Source organism: Aromatoleum toluvorans, from assembly GCF_012910905.1.
GTDB classification, from domain to species: domain Bacteria; phylum Pseudomonadota; class Gammaproteobacteria; order Burkholderiales; family Rhodocyclaceae; genus Aromatoleum; species Aromatoleum toluvorans.
Genome location: NZ_WTVN01000027.1, coordinates 29,970 through 49,741 on the forward strand (window position 1 = coordinate 29,970; position 19,772 = coordinate 49,741).

At 67.9% G+C, this 19,772-nt stretch carries 17 protein-coding genes and 1 tRNA gene; 13 read left to right on the forward strand and 5 right to left on the reverse strand.

Annotation, left to right across the window (positions count from 1 at the left end):
- Positions 1 to 93 precede the first annotated feature (93 nt).
- Positions 94 to 861, forward strand: coding sequence for a PP2C family protein-serine/threonine phosphatase (locus GPA22_RS16230; protein WP_169257099.1), 768 nt, complete (start codon positions 94 to 96; stop codon positions 859 to 861).
- Here GPA22_RS16230 and corA read toward each other — a convergent pair.
- Positions 850 to 1,947, reverse strand: coding sequence for a magnesium/cobalt transporter CorA (gene corA, locus GPA22_RS16235; protein ID WP_169257100.1), 1,098 nt, complete (start codon positions 1,945 to 1,947; stop codon positions 850 to 852). The two genes, GPA22_RS16230 and corA, sit on opposite strands and share 12 nt — an antisense overlap.
- A gap of 269 nt (positions 1,948 to 2,216) precedes the next feature.
- Between corA and GPA22_RS16240 the strand changes: the two genes are divergently transcribed.
- The 4 genes from GPA22_RS16240 to GPA22_RS16255 all read left to right on the forward strand — a co-directional run bounded on the left by GPA22_RS16240 (position 2,217) and on the right by GPA22_RS16255 (position 5,463).
- Positions 2,217 to 3,341, forward strand: a complete 1,125-nt coding sequence (locus GPA22_RS16240) for an NAD(P) transhydrogenase subunit alpha (RefSeq protein ID WP_169257101.1) — start codon at positions 2,217 to 2,219, stop codon at positions 3,339 to 3,341.
- A 13-nt stretch (positions 3,342 to 3,354) separates the two neighbouring features.
- Positions 3,355 to 3,651, forward strand: a complete 297-nt coding sequence (locus GPA22_RS16245; protein WP_169257102.1) for a proton-translocating transhydrogenase family protein — start codon at positions 3,355 to 3,357, stop codon at positions 3,649 to 3,651.
- Positions 3,648 to 5,021: an NAD(P)(+) transhydrogenase (Re/Si-specific) subunit beta gene (locus GPA22_RS16250; protein WP_169257103.1), complete on the forward strand. Its 1,374-nt coding sequence runs from the start codon at positions 3,648 to 3,650 to the stop codon at positions 5,019 to 5,021. The genes GPA22_RS16245 and GPA22_RS16250 overlap by 4 nt, the downstream gene beginning before the upstream one ends.
- 106 nt (positions 5,022 to 5,127) lie before the next feature.
- Positions 5,128 to 5,463 (forward strand): hypothetical protein, encoded by a 336-nt coding sequence (locus GPA22_RS16255; protein WP_169257104.1) that lies wholly within the window; start codon positions 5,128 to 5,130, stop codon positions 5,461 to 5,463.
- A gap of 18 nt (positions 5,464 to 5,481) precedes the next feature.
- On the opposite strand, the gene GPA22_RS16260 is transcribed toward GPA22_RS16255, so the two are convergent.
- From GPA22_RS16260 to GPA22_RS16275, 4 genes are all read right to left on the reverse strand, one after another.
- Complete coding sequence (locus tag GPA22_RS16260) at positions 5,482 to 7,350, reverse strand: EAL domain-containing protein (protein ID WP_169257105.1); 1,869 nt, start codon at positions 7,348 to 7,350, stop codon at positions 5,482 to 5,484.
- A gap of 125 nt (positions 7,351 to 7,475) precedes the next feature.
- On the reverse strand, positions 7,476 to 8,936 hold the full coding sequence (locus GPA22_RS16265; protein WP_169257106.1) for a DEAD/DEAH box helicase: 1,461 nt from the start codon (positions 8,934 to 8,936) through the stop codon (positions 7,476 to 7,478).
- Positions 8,937 to 9,140: 204 nt separating this feature from the next.
- Entirely contained in the window at positions 9,141 to 10,247 is a 1,107-nt protein-coding gene (gene rlmM, locus GPA22_RS16270; RefSeq protein WP_169257107.1) for a 23S rRNA (cytidine(2498)-2'-O)-methyltransferase RlmM, read from the reverse strand.
- A 98-nt stretch (positions 10,248 to 10,345) separates the two neighbouring features.
- Positions 10,346 to 10,744, reverse strand: a complete 399-nt coding sequence (locus GPA22_RS16275) for a hypothetical protein (RefSeq protein WP_246264452.1) — start codon at positions 10,742 to 10,744, stop codon at positions 10,346 to 10,348.
- Positions 10,745 to 10,893: 149 nt separating this feature from the next.
- On the opposite strand from GPA22_RS16275, the gene GPA22_RS16280 reads away from it, so the two are divergent.
- The 8 genes from GPA22_RS16280 to GPA22_RS16315 all read left to right on the forward strand — a co-directional run bounded on the left by GPA22_RS16280 (position 10,894) and on the right by GPA22_RS16315 (position 19,695).
- Positions 10,894 to 12,219 (forward strand): extracellular solute-binding protein, encoded by a 1,326-nt coding sequence (locus tag GPA22_RS16280; RefSeq protein WP_169257108.1) that lies wholly within the window; start codon positions 10,894 to 10,896, stop codon positions 12,217 to 12,219.
- 4 nt (positions 12,220 to 12,223) lie between these two features.
- A complete protein-coding gene (gene ugpQ / locus GPA22_RS16285) occupies positions 12,224 to 12,973 on the forward strand; it encodes a glycerophosphodiester phosphodiesterase (protein ID WP_169257109.1) in 750 nt (249 codons plus the stop codon).
- 88 nt (positions 12,974 to 13,061) lie between these two features.
- A complete protein-coding gene (gene ispB / locus GPA22_RS16290; RefSeq protein ID WP_169257110.1) occupies positions 13,062 to 14,030 on the forward strand; it encodes an octaprenyl diphosphate synthase in 969 nt (322 codons plus the stop codon).
- 14 nt (positions 14,031 to 14,044) lie between these two features.
- Positions 14,045 to 14,121 (forward strand) — tRNA-Pro (locus GPA22_RS16295).
- 564 nt (positions 14,122 to 14,685) lie between these two features.
- Entirely contained in the window at positions 14,686 to 15,714 is a 1,029-nt protein-coding gene (locus GPA22_RS16300) for a TRAP transporter substrate-binding protein (protein WP_169257111.1), read from the forward strand.
- Positions 15,715 to 15,729: 15 nt separating this feature from the next.
- Positions 15,730 to 17,631 (forward strand): TRAP transporter large permease, encoded by a 1,902-nt coding sequence (locus GPA22_RS16305; protein WP_169257112.1) that lies wholly within the window; start codon positions 15,730 to 15,732, stop codon positions 17,629 to 17,631.
- An 88-nt stretch (positions 17,632 to 17,719) separates the two neighbouring features.
- Positions 17,720 to 18,913, forward strand: coding sequence for an acyl-CoA dehydrogenase family protein (locus GPA22_RS16310; RefSeq protein WP_169257113.1), 1,194 nt, complete (start codon positions 17,720 to 17,722; stop codon positions 18,911 to 18,913).
- Positions 18,913 to 19,695 carry an SDR family NAD(P)-dependent oxidoreductase gene (locus tag GPA22_RS16315; protein ID WP_169257114.1) on the forward strand — a complete coding sequence of 261 codons (783 nt, stop codon included), beginning with the start codon at positions 18,913 to 18,915 and terminating at the stop codon, positions 19,693 to 19,695. The genes GPA22_RS16310 and GPA22_RS16315 overlap by 1 nt, the downstream gene beginning before the upstream one ends.
- The last annotated feature ends 77 nt before the right edge of the window (positions 19,696 to 19,772 follow it).

Here is a 19,772-nt window from a genome sequence, read left to right on the forward strand (position 1 = left end):
TGACGTCACGACGGGGAAACGGCTGCCCGCCGCATCTCTATCCCAAACTGGGTAGCCGCGGTAATATCGGCGAAAAATTCCATTCCATCGCCAATGGCCATTACCGTCGAAACCTGCGTTGCAAGCCACATCGGCGACCGGCACGAGCAGCAGGACCGCGTGGGCGTGTTCGCGCATCCGCACCAGCCCGGAACGCTCATGGCCGTTCTTGCCGATGGCATGGGCGGGCACACCGGCGGCGCCATGGCCGCCGAGCAGGTGCTTCTGAAAGCGCGGCAGAACTTCGAAGACTACTCCCCGCGCAAGGAGGAGGTCGCCGACCTGCTGCACGGCATCGTCGACGAGGCGCATCTGATCATCCGCCTGACGCGGCTGACCAGCGAAAAGGAGCCTCACAGCACCGCCGTGGTATTCGTGCTGCAACCCGGACAGATACGCTGGGCGCATTGCGGCGATTCGCGCCTATATCACTTTCGTGATAACCGCCTGATCAGCCGCAGCGAAGATCATTCGCTCGTCGGCGACCTGCAGCGCAAGGGGCAACTCAACGATGCCGGCGCACGCGTGCATCCCCAGCGCAACGTCCTGCTGTCCTGCCTCGGCGCCGCGCAGGCGCCCGAGGTGTGCGTCGGCGAGGCGGTTCGTCCTCAGGCGGGGGACAGCTTCCTGCTGTGTTCGGACGGCCTGTGGGGGCTGCTGTCGGATGCGGAGATCGCGGCCGAGGTGTCCGGCCGCCGCGCCCGCGACGCGGCCGAAGCGCTGGTCGACCGGGCGCGCAAGCGCGGCGCGGGGAGCGGCGACAACATCTCGCTGGCACTGATCAAGCTCGTCGACGTCCCCGCGCCCGAGTCAGAGTCTTAGCCAGTTCCGCCGCCAGAACGCGGCCGCCATGGCTCCCGCGACCCCTGCCATCATCGCCAGCGCGATATAGAAGCCTTGGGCGTCGCCCAGCAGCGGCATGTGGCTGAAGTTCATGCCGAAGATGCCGGTGATCAGCGTGGCGGGCAGGAACAGCGTGGTGAGCACCGTGAGGATGCGCACTTCGACGTTCAGCCGGTTGCTGACCGACGAGAGGTACATGTCCATCAGGTCGCCGAGCAGTTCGCGCACGGCGTCGAGCGTCTCGATCACGTGGATGGTGTGGTCGTAGATGTCGCGCAGGTATAGCCGCGTTTCGGGCTGGAAGAAGCGGCTCTCGCCGCGGAGCAGGCCGTTGAGCACTTCGCGCAGCGGCCAGATCGCGCGGCGCAGCAGCTGGGTGTCGTGCTTGACGAGGTTGATCATGCGCAGCAGCGCGGGCGTCGGGCTGGCCAGCGCCTCGTCCTCGAGCTGCTCCGCGGTGTCGCCCAACTGGTCGACGACGACGAAGTACTGGTCGATGACCGTATCGAGCAGCGTGTAGGCGAGATAGTCGGTGCCGTGTTTCAGCAGCGGCGACCCGGCAGCCCGCATGCGCTCGCGGACGGGCTCGAAGAGGCCGGCGCGGCGTTCCTGAAAGGTCAGGATGAAGTTTTCCCCGAGAACGATGCTGAGCTGATCCGAGCTCAGGGTCCGCGATTCGGCGTCGTACGCGAACACGCGCAGGACGCAGAACAGATAGTCGCCGTAGTCCTCGATCTTCGCCCGCTGGTGGGTGTTGAGGATGTCCTCGAGGACCAGCGGATGCAGGCGGAAGCGCCGCCCGATCTCGCCGAGGATCGCTGCATCCTGCAGGCCATGCACATTGAGCCAGAGGCGGCCTCGCGCCGGCACGTACTCGCGCGATTCGGCGATGCTCCCGAAGCGTTTTTCCTCGATGCCGCCGTCGTCGTAGGCGATGAGCGAGATCTGCGGGCGATCGGTTTTCACCGTGCCGACATGGACCAGCGACCCCGGCGGCAGGCCGGCTTTTGCCGCGGTGAGGGCCTTCGTCTTGTGTCGTTTGGTGCCGCTGCGTGCTGTCTTCATCGGAAATTTCTTGCAGGAACAGGTTGCGCTGTCATTGGCAATCGGTATTATCCGTCAAGCGCCCCCTGCAAATTGCATGGATTTGCAGGATGCATGAACACATTAGAACAGGTGGGGGCGCATCCACCTGCAGATTAAATCGCGGATCATCGGAGAGTCGAAAACGGAATAGGCGCTGCGGAGCGTTCGGCCGCGGCTTTGCCCTGTCCGCCGTCGGAGTTGGTCTGCGCAAGCGTTCCCGTTACCAACCCAGTCTGGGAGGACAGCCAATGGCTCTGTTGATCGGAGTGCCAGCGGAAGCAATTGCGGGCGAGCGACGTCTGTCGGTCGTGCCCGACGTAGTGAAGAAATACCTGGGCCTGGGCGCCAAGGTTGTGATGCAGACCGGCGCGGGCAAGCCCGCGCACCTGCGCGATGACATGTTCGCCGACATCGAGGTGGCGGCGAGCGCGATGGAAGTGTGCGCCGCGGCCGACCTCGTGCTGTGCGTGCAGCCGCCGTCGGCCGAGCTGATCGCGGCGATGAAACCGGGCGCGGTGCTGCTCGGGATGCTGCAACCGTGGTCCAGCGCCGAGCGCGCGCAGCAGTTGATGGAAAAGCAGATCACCAGCTTTGCGCTGGAACTCCTGCCGCGCATCACGCGCTCGCAGAGCATGGACGTGCTGTCGAGCCAGGGTGCGGTCGCCGGATACGAGTGCGCACTGATCGCCGCCGACCACAGCCCGAAGTTCTTCCCGATGCTGACCTATGCCGCCGGCACGATCCGTCCGGCCAAGGTGCTCGTGATCGGCGCGGGCGTTGCGGGCCTGCAGGCGATCGCGACCGCACGCCGCATCGGCGCGATGGTCGAGGCCTACGACGTGCGTCCCGAGACGCGCGAGCAGATCGAGTCGCTGGGCGCGAAGTTCGTCGACACCGGCGTGTCGGCAGCAGGCACGGGCGGTTACGCGCGCGAGCTCACCGACGAGGAGAAGGCGAAGCAGGCCGAACGCCTCGCGAAGGCGGTCGCGCAGGCCGACGCCCTGATCACCACCGCGGCGATCCCCGGCAAGAAAGCGCCGAGGATCATCAGCGCCGACATGATCGCGCGCATGAAGCCGGGTGCGGTCGTCGTCGACATGGCGGCCGAATCCGGTGGCAACGTCGAGGGCACGGTCGCCGGCGAGAAGACCTGGATCAACGATGTGCTCCTGATCGGCCCCACCCACATCGCCAGCCGCATGCCGGTGCATGCCTCGGAGATGTACGCCAAGAATCTCTTCAATTTCATTTCGCCCTTCATCAAGGACGGCGCGCTCGCGCTCGACTGGGAAGACGAAGTGGTGGCCGGCTGCTGCCTCACCCATGCGGGCGAGCTGCGGCACGCGGGCGTGAAGCAGGTTCTGGGACTGTAAGGGGGACGCAAACGTGGAAGGCATAACCGCGCTGTACATATTCATGCTGGCCGCATTCACGGGATACGAGGTGATCTCGCGCGTGCCGGTGATCCTGCATACCCCGCTGATGTCGGGGTCGAACTTCGTGCATGGCGTCGTGCTCGTGGGCGCGATGGTCGTGCTCGGCCACGCCGATCCGGCCGACCCGACGCAGCTGGCCATCGGCTTCGTCGCGGTGTTCCTCGGCGCGGCCAACGCCGCCGGCGGCTACGTCGTGACCGAACGCATGCTCGCGATGTTCAAGTCGAAGTCGGGAGGTGCGCAATGAACGGCGTCATCCAGCTGGCGTATTTCGGCGTCGCCGTGGTGTTCATCCTCGGCCTGAAGGCGATGAGCTCGCCGGTCACGGCGCGCAAGGGCATCGTGTGGGCGGGCTACGCGATGATCGCGGCCACCCTTATCACCTTCTACACGCCGGGCATGCAGAACTACGGCCTGATGATCACCGCCATCGTGCTGGGCGGCGGAGTCGCGTGGTGGAGCGGGCGCGTCGTCAAGATGACCGACATGCCGCAGATGGTCGCCATCTACAACGGCATGGGCGGCGGCGCCGCGGCGGCGATCGCGGCGCTCGAGTTCGCGCGCGGCGGCGCGCACGGCGTCACCGCGACGACCCTCGCGGTGCTCGGCGCGCTGATCGGCTCGGTGGCGTTCTCCGGCTCGTGCATCGCCTTCGCCAAGCTGCAGGGCATCATGACCAAGGCATGGCGCCTGCCGCAGCAGAACCTGGTGAACATCGTGCTCGCCGCGGTCGCGGTGCTGCTGGGCCTGGCGATCATCGTCACCGAGACCCCGCCCTCGGCCATCGTCATCGCGTTCTTCGTCGTCGCGCTGGCGCTCGGCGTGATCCTCACCAGCCCGATCGGCGGCGCCGACATGCCGGTGGTGATCTCGCTGCTGAACGCGTTCACCGGCCTCGCGGTCGGCTTCGAGGGCTACGTGCTCGGCAACCCCGCGCTGATCGTCGCAGGCATCGTGGTCGGCGCGTCCGGCACGCTGCTCACCCAGCTGATGGCGAAGGCGATGAACCGCCCGATCAAGAACGTCATCTTCACGCCGATCACCGGTGCGGCGGCGGGCGGCGGCGAGGCGATCGAGGGTTCGATGAAGGAACTCTCGGCGCTGGATGCGGCATCCGTGATGCGCTACGCGTCCAAGGTTGTCATCGTGCCGGGCTACGGCATGGCGGTCGCCGGTGCGCAGCACAAGGTGTGGGAGATGGCGCAGCTGCTGGAAGAGGGCGGCGTCGAGGTGTTGTTCGCGATCCATCCGGTCGCGGGCCGCATGCCGGGCCACATGAACGTGCTGCTGGCGGAGGCGGGCGTGCCCTACGACAAGATCTTCGACATGGAAGAGATCAACTCCGACTTCCCGCAAGTGGACGTGGCCCTCGTGATCGGCGCGAACGACGTCGTGAACCCGGTCGCGCGCACCGACAAGTCGAGCCCGATCTACGGCATGCCGATCCTCAACGTCGACATGGCGCAGAATGTCATCGTCGTGAAGCGCGGCCAGGGCGCGGGCTACTCGGGCATCGAGAACGCGCTGTTCTTCAGGGACAACTGCCGCATGCTGTACGGCAGCGCGCAGCAGATCATCGGCGAAGTCATCACGCACGTGAAGGCGCTGGAGGTCTGAGCGTCGTCCGATGCGGCCCGCCGTCCTGACCGGGGCGGCGGGCCGCTTCAGTTTGCGGCGGGACGTGCCGTAATATCGGGAGCCGGTGTTCGAGGAGGACTGGCCGATGTTGCTGCGTGCCCTGTTTGCGAGTCTTATCCTGCTGCTGCCCGCGGTCCCGTCGGCGCAGTCGTTGCCGCGCCAGGCGGACGCGCCGCCGCTTGCCGCCGCGGATGCGAAATCGGATGCGAAACCGGATCGCTCGTTCCGCGACACCTCCGGCTATCGTCATCCGGCCCTGTCGCGCACCCAGCGCGATCTCCAGAACCTCGCCTATGCGCTGCAGCTGCGCGACTACTGCGCGGACGATCGCGTCTCCGACGCCTTCGTGAAGGAGCAGCTCGCGCGCTTCAGCCGCATCACCGGACGCAAGGAAACCTGCCGCACGCTGCTCGCGTACTGAGCGGCCGGTGGCGGACCGCTACGCGAGAAAGGCGCGGAACGCGTCCACGGCCATCGGCCGGCCGAAGAGCGGGCCTTGCTGCAGGTGGCAATCGAGCGCCGACAGGAAGGCCTCCTGCGCTTCCGTTTCGACGCCACGCGCAACCACCTCCAGCTGCAGGATGCCGGCCATGCCGGCGATTGCCTCGACGATGGCCGCGCTGTCCTCGCGGATGCCGACTTCGCGGACGAGGAAGGGGTCGAGTTTCAGGGCGTTGAGCGGGTAGCGCTTGAGCCGCGGGATCGAGGAAAGGCCGCGGCCGTAGTCGTCGATCGCGAGCCGCACGCCCGTCCCGGCGATCGCCTGCAGCACGCCGATCAGGCGGCTGTGCTCGTCGTTGAGCACGCGTTCGTCGAGGTCCAGTTCCAGCTGCGCCGGCTCCAGCCCGGACGCCCCCAGCGCATGGTGGACGCGTTCGGCGAGGTCGCCGTGCAGCAGTTGTTCCAGCGCCACATTCACGATGAGGCGCGGCGCTCGCCCTTCGCGCTGCGGCCACCCCGCCGCTGCCTTGCAGGCCGCGTGCAACACCCAGTCGCCCATGCGCGCGAGCTGTCCCGAATCGCGCGCGACGCCTCCGAAGTGCTGGAAGGGGATCAGCCCGAGCTCCGGGTGATGCCAGCGCAACAGGGCCTCGCCGGCCTCCACGGTGCCGTCCCGGACGTCAACGAGCGGCTGGAAATGCACGTCGAGCTGGCCGAGATCGATCGCCTGGCGCAGGCGCGTCTCGAACGTCAGCAGCGGCGCTTCGGGCAGGTCGTGCATGACGACGACCAGGCCGGGGCGGGCGGCGGAGTCGAGCGCATAGGTGACGATGTCGACATCGAAGGTGCTGCCGTCGCGCCGCCGGTGCTGCCAGATCCCCGGCTCGGACGGCAGCCTGCCGTCACCGGGGGTCGTGCGCAGCGCGGCGATTTCCATCGTGCCCAGAGTCTCGCGCGAATAGCCATACACCCGCGCCGCTGCCGTGTTCGCGGCGAGGATGCGCATCTCGGGCCCCTCGCACAGCAGGGTCGGCAGCGGGCTGTCGGTGAAGATGCGCTCGAGGATGCTCTCGCCGAGTGGCGCCGCCGAAGGCACCGCGCCGGTGGCCGGTGGCCGGCCGGGTGATGCCGGCGGGAGAATGAGCAGGCGCCAGTCGGGCTTGGGTCCGGCGAGTACGCGCGCGCCGAGTTCGCCGGCCTGCCCGGGCACGCGCAGCCTGGCGATCTGGGCGGCGTCGGCGGCCGGCCATTCGATCTCCATGCAGTCGCGGACGGCCTGTCCGATCAGGCTGCCGCGCGCGAGGCCCAGCGCGGCGAGGGCGACGGCGTTCGCCGCGGCGATGCGGTCGCGCTCGTCGATGACGATGACGGGTTGCTCGAGGGCCGCTGCCAGCCGGGGCCAGAGCGCGTCGACCGCGGGCGTCTCGGCGAACGTGCTGTCGGCGTAGGCTTCGGCGATCACGTCCGGGCTCAGGATCAGGGCGTGGATGCCCGGCCGGATGCGCGCGGCCGCGACGAAGCGCAGGTCGCGATGCCGGTCGCCGGGAAGCGACACCCGCAGGCTGCCGCGCATCTCGCCCTGGATGAAGAGGCGTGCGCGCGCGTCGAGGAAGTCGCGTTCCGAGGGGAAGAGGTCGGCGAGGGGCTTTCCGGCGATCTGCCGGTAATCCCGCTCGAGCAGGCGGCAGGCCGCGCTGTTGACCTCGAGGACGACCTCGTCGCCGGTGATGATCAGGCCCTCGTCGAGCAGTTCGAACAGCGCGAGGTAGAGGCCCGTTTCCGCCCCTTCGGAGAAGTCGGGGATGAAGGGCTCTTCGGGGTTTTCGTTGCCCTGCGGGCGACGGGCTGCGTTCATGGGGGCGACCATTCCACGTATTCGGGCGATGTTTCGGCGTAGTCCAGAATACGCGAACGTGCCGTAACGATTGCGCCGAATAGGCGGGGAGGGCGGCCCCAATTCCGCCCGATTGCCGCGCCCCGGCGCGGGGGCAGTTACTTGCGGCCCAGTCCGCCGAGCAGGACGGCGATGGGGCGTGCCGGACGCCGCGGCGCGATGCCCCGCTTGTCGATCGCCGGCTCCGTCGCCTGCAGGCTGGTGCCGGCCGCCGCCGCGATCGGCTGGGTCGGCTCGTAGGGCTTGCTGAAGTCGAATCCGTCCGCTGCGATCATCGACTTGCGGCGGCGCGCGTCGTTGTTGCGGGCCGGTGCGGCGGCGGCTCGGCTGCCGTTCGCCGGCTCGCGCGACGGTTCGGCGCCCTTGGCCGCCGGGGTTCGCCGGCCCCTGCGGGCGCCGGATTCATGGAAATCGGGTTCGGGATCGAAGCCCGGCACGGCTTCCTGCGGAATCTGCAGCTTGATGAGCTTCTCGATCTCGACGAGGAGATGCTTCTCCTCGGCGCTCACCAGCGACACCGCATGGCCCTGGCGGCCGGCGCGGCCGGTGCGGCCGATGCGGTGAACATAGTCCTCGGCGGTATGCGGCAGTTCGAAGTTGATCACCGAGGGCAGGTCGTCGATGTCCAGGCCGCGCGCGGCGACGTCGGTGGCGACGAGGACGCGCAGCTTGCCGGACTTGAATGCTTCCAGCGTCTCGGTGCGCTGTGCCTGGCCCTTGTCGCCGTGGATCGCGTCGGCAGCGATCTCGTGGCGTTCCAGAAAGTGGGCGAGGCGGCCGCAGGCGAGCTTGGTCGCGACGAACACCAGCGCCTGCGTGTCCGGCTCGTGCCGCAGCAGATGCACGAGCAGGTTGCGCTTGAGACCGGCGGAGACCGGATGCACGCGGTGCGTGATCGTCTCCGACACCGCGTTGCGGCGGGCGACTTCGATCAGCTGCGGTTCCTTGAGCATCTGGTCGGCGAGCTTCTTGATCTCGTCCGAGAAGGTCGCGGAGAACAGCAGGCTCTGGCGCGACGCCGGCAGCAGGTCGAGGATGCGCCGGATGTCGGGGATGAAGCCCATGTCCAGCATGCGGTCGGCTTCGTCCAGCACGAGCATCTCGACCTGGTTCAGCGCGATCGTCTTCTGCTGCACGTGGTCGAGCAGGCGGCCCGGCGTGGCGATGACGATCTCGATGCCGTTGCGCAGTTCCTGAATCTGCGGCTTCATGTCGACGCCGCCGTAGATGCAGGTGCTGCGCAGCGGGATGTGCTTGCTGTAGGTTTTCACCGACTCGAACACCTGCATCGCCAGCTCGCGCGTCGGCGCGAGGATCAGCGCGCGCACCGGGTGGCGGGCGGGGCTGGTCGAAGTGCTGGCGTGGCGGGAAAGCCGCTGCAGCAGTGGCAACGTGAAGCCGGCCGTCTTGCCGGTGCCGGTCTGCGCGCCGCCCATCACGTCGCGGCCGGCCAACACGACAGGGATGGCCTGCTGCTGGATCGGAGTGGGGGCGGTGTAACCGGTATCGGCTACAGCGCGTAGCAGCTCGGGGATCAGCCCGAGGTCGGCGAAGCTCATAGGCGCCTATCTTCCATGGAGGCCTGTCGCGTCGGGCGCGACGCCAGGAAAGGCGACTGAGGGAACGGAAACCGGAACGTTCGGGTTCCGGCAGGGGCTCGCGCCAACCGGCAGGCCGGGTGCTGTAAAAACATCATTATACATGCACGATCCGGCCGGTTTGTTGCATCACGGTGGCAAAATCGCCGGGCGCGGTCGCGTCGATCAGCTGGCGCCCGGATTCTGCAGCGCGAGATAGCAGGTGATCTCCTCGCGGTCGTGGTACAGGTGCTTCATGCGCAGTACGAACGGCCCCGCGTGCGCGAGCCGCTTGGTGATGATGGCGCGGCACTGCTCGACCGCGTCGAGGCGCTTCTTCATCGGCAGCTTGAGGTTGAAGATCGCCCGGCGGCAGCGGCCCATGGCGAGCCAGTCGGCGACGAGGGCCGAGACGCGCGTCGGCTGCTCCACCATGTCGCACACCAGCCATTCGACCGGGCGCGGCGGCCGCCACGTGAATCCGTCCGCGCGCACATGCTCGACCATTTCGGTCGCCATCACCGAGGGCGCCATCGGTCCGTTGTCGACCGCGGTGACGCGCAGGCCCCGGTGGGCCAGCTGCCAGGTCCATCCGCCGGGGGCGGCGCCGAGGTCGACCGCGCGCAGGCCGGCGCGCAGGCTCGCGTTGCGTTCCTCTTCGGTGAGCAGCGTGAAGAAGGCCTCGGCGAGCTTCAGCGTCGAGCGGCTTCCGGCCTCGCGCAGCATGCGAAGCCGCGGGATGCCCATCGGCCAGAGTGCGGCGCGTCCCGGCAGGGCGGCGCACAGCCACGCCGTGTTGGCGTCGGCGAACAGGACGTGCAGCGCGGGCAGTCCCTTGGCGCGTTCGCGGAAAGTGTTCGCCTTGTCGAGTTCGCGCTGCAGCGGCGCGGTGAAACGCTTGCAGAAGCCGGACTGCTGCTTGGCTTCGTCGGTGTCCGGGGTCTCCAGCAGCAGGTCGGCGAAGCGCTGGCCGCTCGCACGGACCGCCGCGACGATGGGCGTCGCGCGGTCGCGCTCGGGCAGGTCGTCGACGCGCGCGAACCAGGGCAGGAGCTGGCGCGCGAAGATCAGGCTGCGCCAGTCGCAGCGCTCCAGCTCGGCGAAGGGGACCGGTTCGGGGGTCTCGAAGACGACGAAGGCCTTGCCCGGCTGGGCGCGCACGAATCCCATCAGGCCGAGTCCGGCGGCAAATTCGTCGAGTTCGGCGGCGGTTTCCTTTTCGAAGCCGGCGCGACAGAGGGCAAGCAGGCCGTTCGCGGCAAAGCCGGGACGCTGCGGCGGAGGGAAGGACATGGGATGGGCTCGCTGCGGCGACGGCCGCGCTGTGTGCGGTTACTGGAACGCCGCGGATGATAAGCCGCAGCGCCGAAGCCGCAAAGCGTCGGCGCGGGTCACCGGGACGCGCGCTTCGCCGCGCGTTCGTCCTGCGGCGCCGCCGCGACGGTGTCCGGCGCCTTCGGGGCGCTCGCGGTCGATTGCGCTGCCGCCGGGATCGGCGCCTGCGGATGCGCAACCACCGAGGGCACGTTCTGCAGGTTGTTCTGCATCATGTAGTCGTTCATTTCGCGCCAGCCCGCGAATATCGCCGCTTTCTGCGCCTTCGCATTGAGCGCGTAGCAGTCCTCGATCGAGCGGCCGGCGTGCCGGCACGCGCCGCCGATCGCCTTTCCCTCGGCCTCGGCCAGCGCCGCCGTCTTCTGCGGGTTGGGCAGATCGAGCGCATTGCTCAACTGTTCGCAGCCGCTCAGGCCGAGGAGCAGGAAGAGGGGGATCAGGCGTTGCGCGAACATGGCGAAGGCTACCTTTGACGGGGGCTGAAGGCTTTAACGTCAAGACGGGAAAAATCTTGACGCAATGTCGCGGCGCGGGCGGAAGCGGCCTGTGACGAAGCGACTTATAATGAAAAACTTGGCATTTTACGGTCGTGAAGGAAGCAGGAATGAAGCCTTTGGCTCGAATGTTGCGCAATGGTGTCGTGGCGGGTGTCGCCGCGGTGGTGTGTATTGGCGTCCCGGTCGCTACGCATGCTGCGAAGCCGAAGGCACCGAAGGCGGCGGCCGCTGCCGAGCCGGCGGGGCCGCGCGAAATCCGGCTGGTGCACCAGCTGAGCCCCGAGCGCGAGGAAGTGCTGCAGAAGCTCGTCGCTCGCTTCAACGAGGGCAACAAGGACTATCGCCTCGTCGTCCAGTCCGGCACGTGGAGCGACACCGACGCGCCGCACATGGCGATCCTGCAGGGCAGCGCCGAAGACGATTTCCTCGCCGCGGGCAAGCCGCGTTACAAGGCCCTGTCCGGGGTGATGCGCGAAGCCGGCGTGCCGCTGCAGACGCTCAAGCCGCCCGCGATGATGGATCGTGCGCTCACCGACGCCAAGGGCCAGCTGCTGGCGCTACCGGTCGGGCTGTCGACCCCCGTCATGTACATCAACCGCAAGGAATTCCAGCGCGCCGGGCTCAATCCGGATGCGCCGCCCAAGACCTGGTTCGATCTGCAGCAGGCCCTGGGCCAGCTCTTCGACGCAGGCTCCCAGTGCCCGTACACGGTGTCCCAGCCGGGGCGCGTGATGATCGAGAACACCAGCGCCTGGCACAACGAGCCGGTCGCCGCACGGCAGGGCAAGGGCGAGCGTCCCGCGTTCAACGGCATGCTGCAGGTCAAGCACGTCGCCATGATGGCGAGCTGGCATCGGGCGCGCTACCTCCGCACCTTCGATGCCGAGTCCGAGGCCGAGCAGCGTTTCGCGTCGGGCGAATGCGCCGTCATCGCGGCACCCTCGTCGAGCTGGACCGACTTCCGCCGCAAGGCGGGCTTCGACATCGGCATCGCGCCGCTGCCGTATCACGACGACTTCCCCGGCGCGCCGCAGAACACGCTCGCCGACGGGGCGGCGATGTGGGTCGCCGCGGGCAAGAACGCGGCCGAGTACAAGGGGGTCGCGCGCTTCGTCGCCTTCTGGCTGCAACCCGAGAACCAGGTCGCATGGCAGCGCGAGTCGGGCTACCTCCCGCTCAACCGTGCCGGCGTGTTTGCGGCCCAGAGCGACGTGCTCGGCGCCGATCTGGAGAACGTCAAGGTCGCCGTCGCGCAGCTCAGCCACAAGCCCGCGACCGCGGAGTCGAGTTCTTCTAGCTTCATCGCCCGGGCGCGTGTGCAGGGCATCCTCGACGAGGAGCTGAGCGCGGTGTGGGCCGATCGCAAGCCCGCCAAGGAAGCGCTGGACACGGCAGTGACCCGCGTCCAGGCGATGTTCCCGGTTCCTCGCTGAGCGCATGACGCACCGCCCGGAGTTCCCACTCCCCGCGGTGCTTGCACACCGCTGCGGCGGCAGGCTCGCGCCGGAGAACACCCTGGCCGGCCTTGCCGCGACCGCAGAAACCGGCTGCGGGGGCGTCGAATTCGACGTGATGCTCAGCGGCAGCGGTTCCCCCGTACTGATTCACGACGAAACGCTCGAGCGCACGACCGACGGTCTCGGGCGCGTCGCCCACACGCCGGACGACGTCCTGTTCGCGCTCGATGCCGGTACCTGGTTCGATCCACGCTTTGCCGGTGAACCCGTCCCGTGCCTCGATCTCGCCGCGGCCCGTTGCCAGGCGCTCGGGCTGGCGGTCAATCTGGAGATCAAGCCGTCGCACGGAACCGACACCGAGACGGCCGAGCGCGTCGTGCGGCGGGCGCGAATGCTGTGGGCGGCCGCACCCGCCTCCGTCCTCCTGTCCTCGTTCTCCGAGCGGGCGCTCGAAGTCGCGGCGTCCGTGGCGCCCGCCTTGCGCCGGGGCCTGCTCGTCGGCGCCGTGCCGGCGGACTGGCTGGCGCGCTGCCGCAGGCTCCGCGCCGCGGCCCTGCACGTCGACTACCGCCACCTGGATGCGGATCGCATTGCCGCGGTGCGCGAAGCCGGCCTGTGGGTCGTCACCTACACGGTCAACGACCCGGAGCGGGCCGCAAGGCTGTTCGAGTGGGGTGTCGACTGCGTGATCACCGACCGACCGGACGTCATCCGTCCGCCGTCGCCGTGAGTGCGCGATTCCGGTTCGCGTGCGATTCTTGACGGCACGCGGCCGGGACCCCTACCATCTTCTTTTTGTTCCAGCCGGGCGCTTCATCTTGTCAACCAAGCAGCTCTATGCGCCGATCGCCGCCGACATGCAGGCGGTCGATGCCGTCATCCGCCAGCGTCTGCATTCCGACGTCGTCCTCATCCGCCAGGTGGCGGAATACATCATCCACAGTGGCGGCAAGCGCATCCGTCCGGCGCTGGTGCTGTTCGCCGCGGGTGCGATGGGGTACGAAGGGACGAACCACCACCAACTCGCCGCGGTGGTCGAGTTCATCCACACGGCGACCCTGCTGCACGACGACGTTGTGGACGAATCCGAGCTGCGCCGCGGCAACAAGACCGCGAACGAGATGTTCGGCAACGCCGCGTCGGTGCTGGTCGGCGACTTCCTGTACACACGCGCCTTCCAGATGATGGTCGGTGTCGACAACATGCGCGTCATGCAGGTGCTGGCCGACGCGACCAACATCATCGCCGAAGGCGAGGTGCTGCAGCTCCTCAACTGCCACAACGCCGACGTCGAGATCGACGACTACCTGCGCGTCATCCGCTACAAGACCGCCAAGCTGTTCGAGGCGTCGACGCGCCTCGGCGCGATCCTGGGCGGCGCGGACGAACGCACCGAGCACAGCATCGCGGCCTACGGCATGCACCTCGGCACGGCGTTCCAGCTGATCGACGACGTGCTGGACTATTCGTCTGACGAGGCGGCGACGGGCAAGCATCTCGGTGACGACCTCGCGGAAGGCAAACCGACGCTGCCGCTCATCCACACGATGAAGCACGGCACGGCGGAGCAGGCCGCTCTCGTGCGCCGCGCGATCGAGACGGGCGGGCGCGACGATTTCGCGGCGATCCTCGTGGCGATCCGCGAGTGCGGCGCGCTGGACGAGACGCGTCGCTACGCGCGCGCCGAGGCAAAACTCGCCGCGGACGCACTCGGTGTATTGCCCCCTTCCATTTTCAAGGATGCCCTGCTACAATTATCGGACTTTGCAGTTGGTAGAGATCACTGACCTCTGCAAAGCGTCGGGGAATAGCTCAGCCTGGTAGAGCACTGCGTTCGGGACGCAGGGGCCGGAGGTTCGAATCCTCTTTCCCCGACCAAGAATTCCCGCAAAAAAGCCTTCAAGTTCAAGACTTGGAGGCTTTTTTGTTTTCCAGGCTCCATGCCGAGTGCCTGCAAGCCCATCTTTTCGATCACATCCAGTGTGATCGCGCACAGGCAGTCTTCCCCGGCGGCTACCGGCCCGAACGGCTGGGGTCGCGGGTGTTCCCCAGGATCTGACGGCGCAGAGATGCGCTTGCCCGAAGTGGGCCGGGGCGGGCGGTCATTCAGACTTTGACATCGCAGCCCGAAACCTCGGCATCCGGGGCGTTCGGCCATGCTGCGGGACCCTGCGGCCTCCGAAGACGTTCAAGCACTCCGCCCTGACGGCGCGCAGGCGATCTGCGCCGCCGATCGGCCGACGATATGTTCCCCGACGACGAAGGTGCGCGTCCGGCGCCGCGAGGCGTTGGCCGGTTGACATTTATTGAATTCAGAATACACTCAGCCTGTGTCAAGCGAATTCTGAATACAAAGCCAACTCGAGATTGCGCACACAGAATGTCGTTGCTCGATCCGGTTGCAGCATCCGCTGCGCCCCATCTCAAACGGAGGAGACAAACATGGCCCATATCACCCGCAGACAGTTTCTGACCGCCGCCGCAATCGTCGGTGCCGCCGCAGTGAGTCGTACGGCTCTGGCCCAGGCGGCCGCAGGGAAGTCGGCGGAGTTCAAGCTCAAGCTGGGAACCGATCTTCCGATGACCCATTCGGTCAACGTGAGGCTGCAGGAAGCCATCGACGCGATCGCTGCCGACACGGGCGGCCGCGTGGCGATCCAGCTGTTCCCGAACAATCAGCTGGGCAGCGATTCGGACATGATGTCGCAGATCCGCGCCGGGGCGCTGGAGTTGGCGACCTTCCCGGGCACCGTGATGTCGACGCTGATCCCGGCGACGTCGATCACCGGCGTCGGGTTCGCGTTCAACGGCTACAAGGAGGTGTGGTCGGCGATGGACGGGGAAGTCGGCAACCACATCCGTCGCGCGATCGAGAAGGTGAACCTCGTGCCGTTCGACACGGTGTGGGACAACGGTTTCCGCCAGATCACGAGCAGCACCCGCCCGATCCGCACGCCGGAGGATCTGCGCAACTTCAAGATCCGCGTTCCGGTCGTGCCGCTGTGGGTCTCCATGTTCAAGGCCATCGATGCCGCACCGGTGAGCCTGCCGTTGAGCGAGGCCTACCAGGCGCTGCAGACCAAGGTTGCCGACGGCCAGGAAAACCCGCTGGCGCTGATCGATTCGGCCAAGTTCTTCGAGGTGCAGAAGTACTGCTCGCTGACGAACCACTCGTGGGACGGCTTCTGGTTCATCGCCAATGCGCGCGTGTGGAAGTCGCTGCCGGCCGATGTGCAGCAGGTGATGACGAAGCACATCAACGCGGCCGCGCGCAAGCAGCGCGAGGATATCGCACGGGCGAACGTGGATCTGCAGAAGACACTGGAAGCGAAGGGCCTCGCCTTCAACCAGGTCGACGGCACGGCCTTCCGCCAGTTGCTGAGCAAGAACGGGTTCTATGCGCAGTGGCGCGAGAAGTTCGGCGCCGAGACCTGGAGCCTGCTGCAGAAATACGCCGGCGATATCGCCTGATCGCGCGGGGTCGACATGAACACGATCGCCCATTCGCTGGGCGCGGCCCCGGCCGCGCCCGAATCCGGACAAGGTAGTGCGAAAAGCCGCAGGTTGCAGCTCGCGCATGTGGCCGACCGGGTCTTCGCCTCGGCTGTCGAAGCGCTGGCCGCAGCGCTCATCGTGGCCGAGATCTGCATCCTCTTCGCCGGCGTGGTCTCGCGCTACTTCCTCCATTCGCCGCTGGTGTGGACGGACGAGGCGGCGTCCATCCTGTTCCTGTGGCTCGCGAGCCTCGGGGCGGTGGTCGCGTTCCGCCGCGGCGAGCACATGCGCATGACGGCCCTGGTTGCGAAGGCGGCTCCGCATCAGCAGGCCTTCCTCGACACGATCGCGGTCGCGGCGGCACTCGCCTTCCTCATGTTCATTCTCGGGCCGGCGTACGAATACGCCGCGGAAGAGGCGTATATCACGACCCCCGCGCTGGAGCTGTCCAACGCGTGGCGGGCGGCCGCGCTGCCGGTGGGCCTCGCGCTGATGTGCGTGATGGGGATCATCCGCCTGATGCGGGTCGGCAACTGGCGCCTGGTGGGCTCCGCCGTCGCCACCGTCGCGACGATCTGCGCGGCGTTCTGCCTGGTCGGACCGGTGCTGCGCGAACTCGGCAACATCAACCTGCTGATCTTCTTCGTCGGCGTGACGGCCGCGACGGTGCTGATCGGGGTGCCGATCGCGGTCGCCTTCGGGCTCGCGACCTTCGGCTTCCTCTCCCTGACGACCAGCATGCCGGTGATGGTGCTGGTGGGGCGCATGGACGAGGGCATGTCGCACCTGATCCTGCTGTCGGTGCCACTGTTCGTGTTCCTCGGCCTGCTGATCGAGATGACCGGCATGGCGCGCGCGATGGTCGCCTTCCTCGCGAGCCTGCTGGGGCACGTGCGCGGCGGGCTGTCCTACGTGCTGCTCGGCGCGATGTACCTGGTGTCGGGCATCTCGGGCTCCAAGGTCGCGGACATGGCGGCGGTGGCGCCGGTGCTGTTCCCCGAGATGAAGGAGCGCGGCGCGAAGCCGGGCGACCTGATCGCGCTGCTGTCGGCGACGGGGGCGCAGACCGAAACGATCCCGCCGAGCCTGGTGCTGATCACGATCGGTTCGGTCACCGGCGTGTCGATCGCGGCGCTCTTCACCGGCGGCCTGCTGCCGGGCGTGGTGCTGGGCACGGCGCTGTGCTTCGTGGTGTGGCTGCGCTACCGCAACGAGGATCTGTCGAAGGTGCGCAAGGCAAGCCGCAGCGAGATCTGGCGCGCGTTCCGCTTTGCGCTGCCGGCCCTCGCGCTGCCCTTCGTGATCCGCGCTGCGGTGGTCGAGGGCGTCGCGACCGCGACCGAAGTGTCGACGCTGGGCATTGCCTACGCGCTGCTCGTCGGGCTGCTGCTGCACCGCGATGCGAAGTGGTCGCGGCTCTTCCCGATGCTGGTCGAAACCGCGGCGTTGTCGGGCGCGATCCTGCTGATCATCGGCACTGCCACCGGCATGGCGTGGTCGCTGACGCAGTCCGGCTTCTCGACCAGCCTCGCGCAGGCGATGGCCGCGCTGCCGGGCGGTGCGCCGATGTTCCTCGCGGTGTCGATCGTCGCGTTCATCATCCTCGGCAGCGTGCTCGAGGGCATTCCGGCGATCGTGCTGTTCGGGCCGCTGCTGTTCCCGATCGCCCGCGCGATGGGTGTGCATGAGGTGCATTACGCGATGGTCGTGGTGCTGTCGATGGGCGTGGGCCTGTTCGCGCCGCCCTTCGGCGTCGGCTACTACGCGGCCTGCGCGATCGGCAAGGTGAAGCCGGAGGAGGGCGTGCGGCCGATCATCGGCTATGTCCTGGCCCTGCTGACGGGCCTCGCGATCGTCGCGGCGGTGCCGTGGATCTCGACCGGACTGCTGTAGTCCCACCCGGCGATACATCAGCGGCGGCGGTCGCTGCAGGCTCCGCCGCAGACCAATAACCAGTCCAGGAAAACGCAAAGGAGCAGGTATGGATTTCTCCCTAAGTCCCGCGCTGCAGGAGCTGCAGCAACGCGTGCGCCAATTCATCGCCGACGAGGTGATCCCGCTCGAGAAGGATCCGCGCCAGACCATGCACGGCCCGAGCGAGGCGCTGCGCAACGAACTCGTCGCCAGGGCGCGCGCCGCCGGATTGCTGACGCCGCATGCGTCGCGCGAGATGGGGGGGCTGGGCCTGTCGCACGTCGAGAAGGCGGTGGTGTTCGAGGAGGCCGGCTATTCGACGCTGGGCCCGACGGCGCTGAACATCCACGCGCCGGACGAAGGCAACATCCACCTGATGGAAGTCGTCGCGTCCGAGGCGCAGAAGGACCGCTGGCTGCGTCCGCTGGTGCAGGGCAAGACGCGCTCGGCCTTCGCGATGACCGAGCCGCCCCCGGGCGCCGGGGCCGACCCGTCGATGCTAACGACGACGGCGGTGCGCGACGGCGACGAGTACGTCATCAACGGCGTGAAGTGGTTCATCACCGGCGCGGAAGGCGCGTCCTTCGCGATCATCATGGCGAAGATGGAGGACGGCTCGGCGACGATGTTCCTGTCCGACATGGACCGTCCCGGCATCAAGCACGTGCGCACGATGGACGCGCTCGACAGCTGCTTCACCGGTGGTCATGGCGTGCTGCGCTTCAAGGACCTGCGCGTGCCGGCGACCGACGTGCTGGGCGAACTGGGCAAGGGCTTCCGCTACGCGCAGGTGCGCCTCGCGCCGGCACGTCTCACGCACTGCATGCGCTGGCTCGGCCAGGCGCGCCGCGCGCACGACGTGGCGCTCGCGCACGCGCGCAACCGCCAGGCCTTTGGCCGCATGCTGGGCGAACACGAGGGCGTGAGCTTCATGCTCGCCGACAACGAGATCGACCTGCAGACCGCGCGCCTGCATATCTGGCACACCGCGTGGCTGCTCGACCAGGGCGAGCGCTGCAACTTCGAGTCGAGCCGCGCGAAGGTCGCGTGCTCGGAGGCCGAATGGCGCATCGTCGATCGCAGCGTGCAGATCCTCGGCGGGCAGGGGGTCACGCACGAGACCATCGTCGCGCGCATCTTCTCCGACATGCGCGCGTTCCGCGTCTATGACGGCCCGAGCGAGGTGCACCGCTTCAGCATGGGCAAGAAGATCGTCGCCGGCCGTGGGGATGCGAGCCTGAAGCCGGGGGAGCCGCGCTGATGGACAAGGACTTTCTTGCCGGGATGTTCGCGCTCGATGGAGAGGTTGCCCTGGTCACCGGCGCGTCGAGCGGGCTAGGGCGGCACTTCGCGGCGCTGCTCGCGCGCGCCGGCGCCACGGTCGTCGTCACCGCGCGCCGCAGCGACAAGCTGCAGGAACTCGTCGCCGAGATCGAGGCGGCAGGCGGGCGGGCGCACGCGGTGGCGATGGACGTGACCGATGCGTCGAGCATCGCCGGCGCGTTCGACCGGGCCGCGGCGCTGGCCGGTGTGCCCGGCATCGTCATCAACAACGCCGGCCAGACGATCACCAAGCCGCTGTTGCAGCAGAGCGAGGCCGACTGGGACAACGTCATCGACCCGAACCTCAAGGGCTGCTTCCTCGTCGCCACGGAGGCGGCGCGGCGCATGGTCGATGCGGGCAAGGGCGGCAGCATCGTCAATATCGCGTCCATCCTCGGCGAGCGGGTGGGCGGCGGGGTCGCGCCCTACACGATCTCGAAGGCCGGCGTGCTGCAGGCGACCAAGGCGATGGCGCTGGAACTCGCGCGCCACGGCATCCGCGTCAATGCGCTGATGCCGGGTTACGTGATCACCGACCTGAACCGTGATTTCCTCACGAGCGAGGTCGGCGACAAGCTGCGCATGCGCATCCCGAGCCGCCAGTTCTGCGAGATGACGGACCTCGACGGCCCGCTGCTGCTGCTCGCCTCCAGGGCCGGCAGCGCGATGTCGGGCGCGTGCGTGGCGGTCGATCGCGGCCATCTCGTCAGCGGACTTTGAGCAATCGGCCGGAGAGCCGAATGCCCTGCAGGCTGAGCCCTTCGACGGGCTCAGGGCGAACCTGCGCATTTGATTGT

What these genes read in the sequence shown, in the direction of transcription:
- GPA22_RS16230 (WP_169257099.1), top strand. Translation starts at nt 94, where the DNA reads ATGGCCATTACCGTCGAAACCTGCGTTGCAAGCCACATCGGCGACCGG.
- corA (WP_169257100.1), bottom strand. Translation starts at nt 1,947, where the DNA reads ATGAAGACAGCACGCAGCGGCACCAAACGACACAAGACGAAGGCCCTC.
- GPA22_RS16240 (WP_169257101.1), top strand. Translation starts at nt 2,217, where the DNA reads ATGGCTCTGTTGATCGGAGTGCCAGCGGAAGCAATTGCGGGCGAGCGA.
- GPA22_RS16250 (WP_169257103.1), top strand. Translation starts at nt 3,648, where the DNA reads ATGAACGGCGTCATCCAGCTGGCGTATTTCGGCGTCGCCGTGGTGTTC.
- GPA22_RS16255 (WP_169257104.1), top strand. Translation starts at nt 5,128, where the DNA reads ATGTTGCTGCGTGCCCTGTTTGCGAGTCTTATCCTGCTGCTGCCCGCG.
- GPA22_RS16260 (WP_169257105.1), bottom strand. Translation starts at nt 7,350, where the DNA reads ATGGTCGCCCCCATGAACGCAGCCCGTCGCCCGCAGGGCAACGAAAAC.
- GPA22_RS16265 (WP_169257106.1), bottom strand. Translation starts at nt 8,936, where the DNA reads ATGAGCTTCGCCGACCTCGGGCTGATCCCCGAGCTGCTACGCGCTGTA.
- rlmM (WP_169257107.1), bottom strand. Translation starts at nt 10,247, where the DNA reads ATGTCCTTCCCTCCGCCGCAGCGTCCCGGCTTTGCCGCGAACGGCCTG.
- GPA22_RS16275 (WP_246264452.1), bottom strand. Translation starts at nt 10,744, where the DNA reads ATGTTCGCGCAACGCCTGATCCCCCTCTTCCTGCTCCTCGGCCTGAGC.
- GPA22_RS16280 (WP_169257108.1), top strand. Translation starts at nt 10,894, where the DNA reads ATGAAGCCTTTGGCTCGAATGTTGCGCAATGGTGTCGTGGCGGGTGTC.
- ugpQ (WP_169257109.1), top strand. Translation starts at nt 12,224, where the DNA reads ATGACGCACCGCCCGGAGTTCCCACTCCCCGCGGTGCTTGCACACCGC.
- GPA22_RS16300 (WP_169257111.1), top strand. Translation starts at nt 14,686, where the DNA reads ATGGCCCATATCACCCGCAGACAGTTTCTGACCGCCGCCGCAATCGTC.
- GPA22_RS16305 (WP_169257112.1), top strand. Translation starts at nt 15,730, where the DNA reads ATGAACACGATCGCCCATTCGCTGGGCGCGGCCCCGGCCGCGCCCGAA.
- GPA22_RS16310 (WP_169257113.1), top strand. Translation starts at nt 17,720, where the DNA reads ATGGATTTCTCCCTAAGTCCCGCGCTGCAGGAGCTGCAGCAACGCGTG.
- GPA22_RS16315 (WP_169257114.1), top strand. Translation starts at nt 18,913, where the DNA reads ATGGACAAGGACTTTCTTGCCGGGATGTTCGCGCTCGATGGAGAGGTT.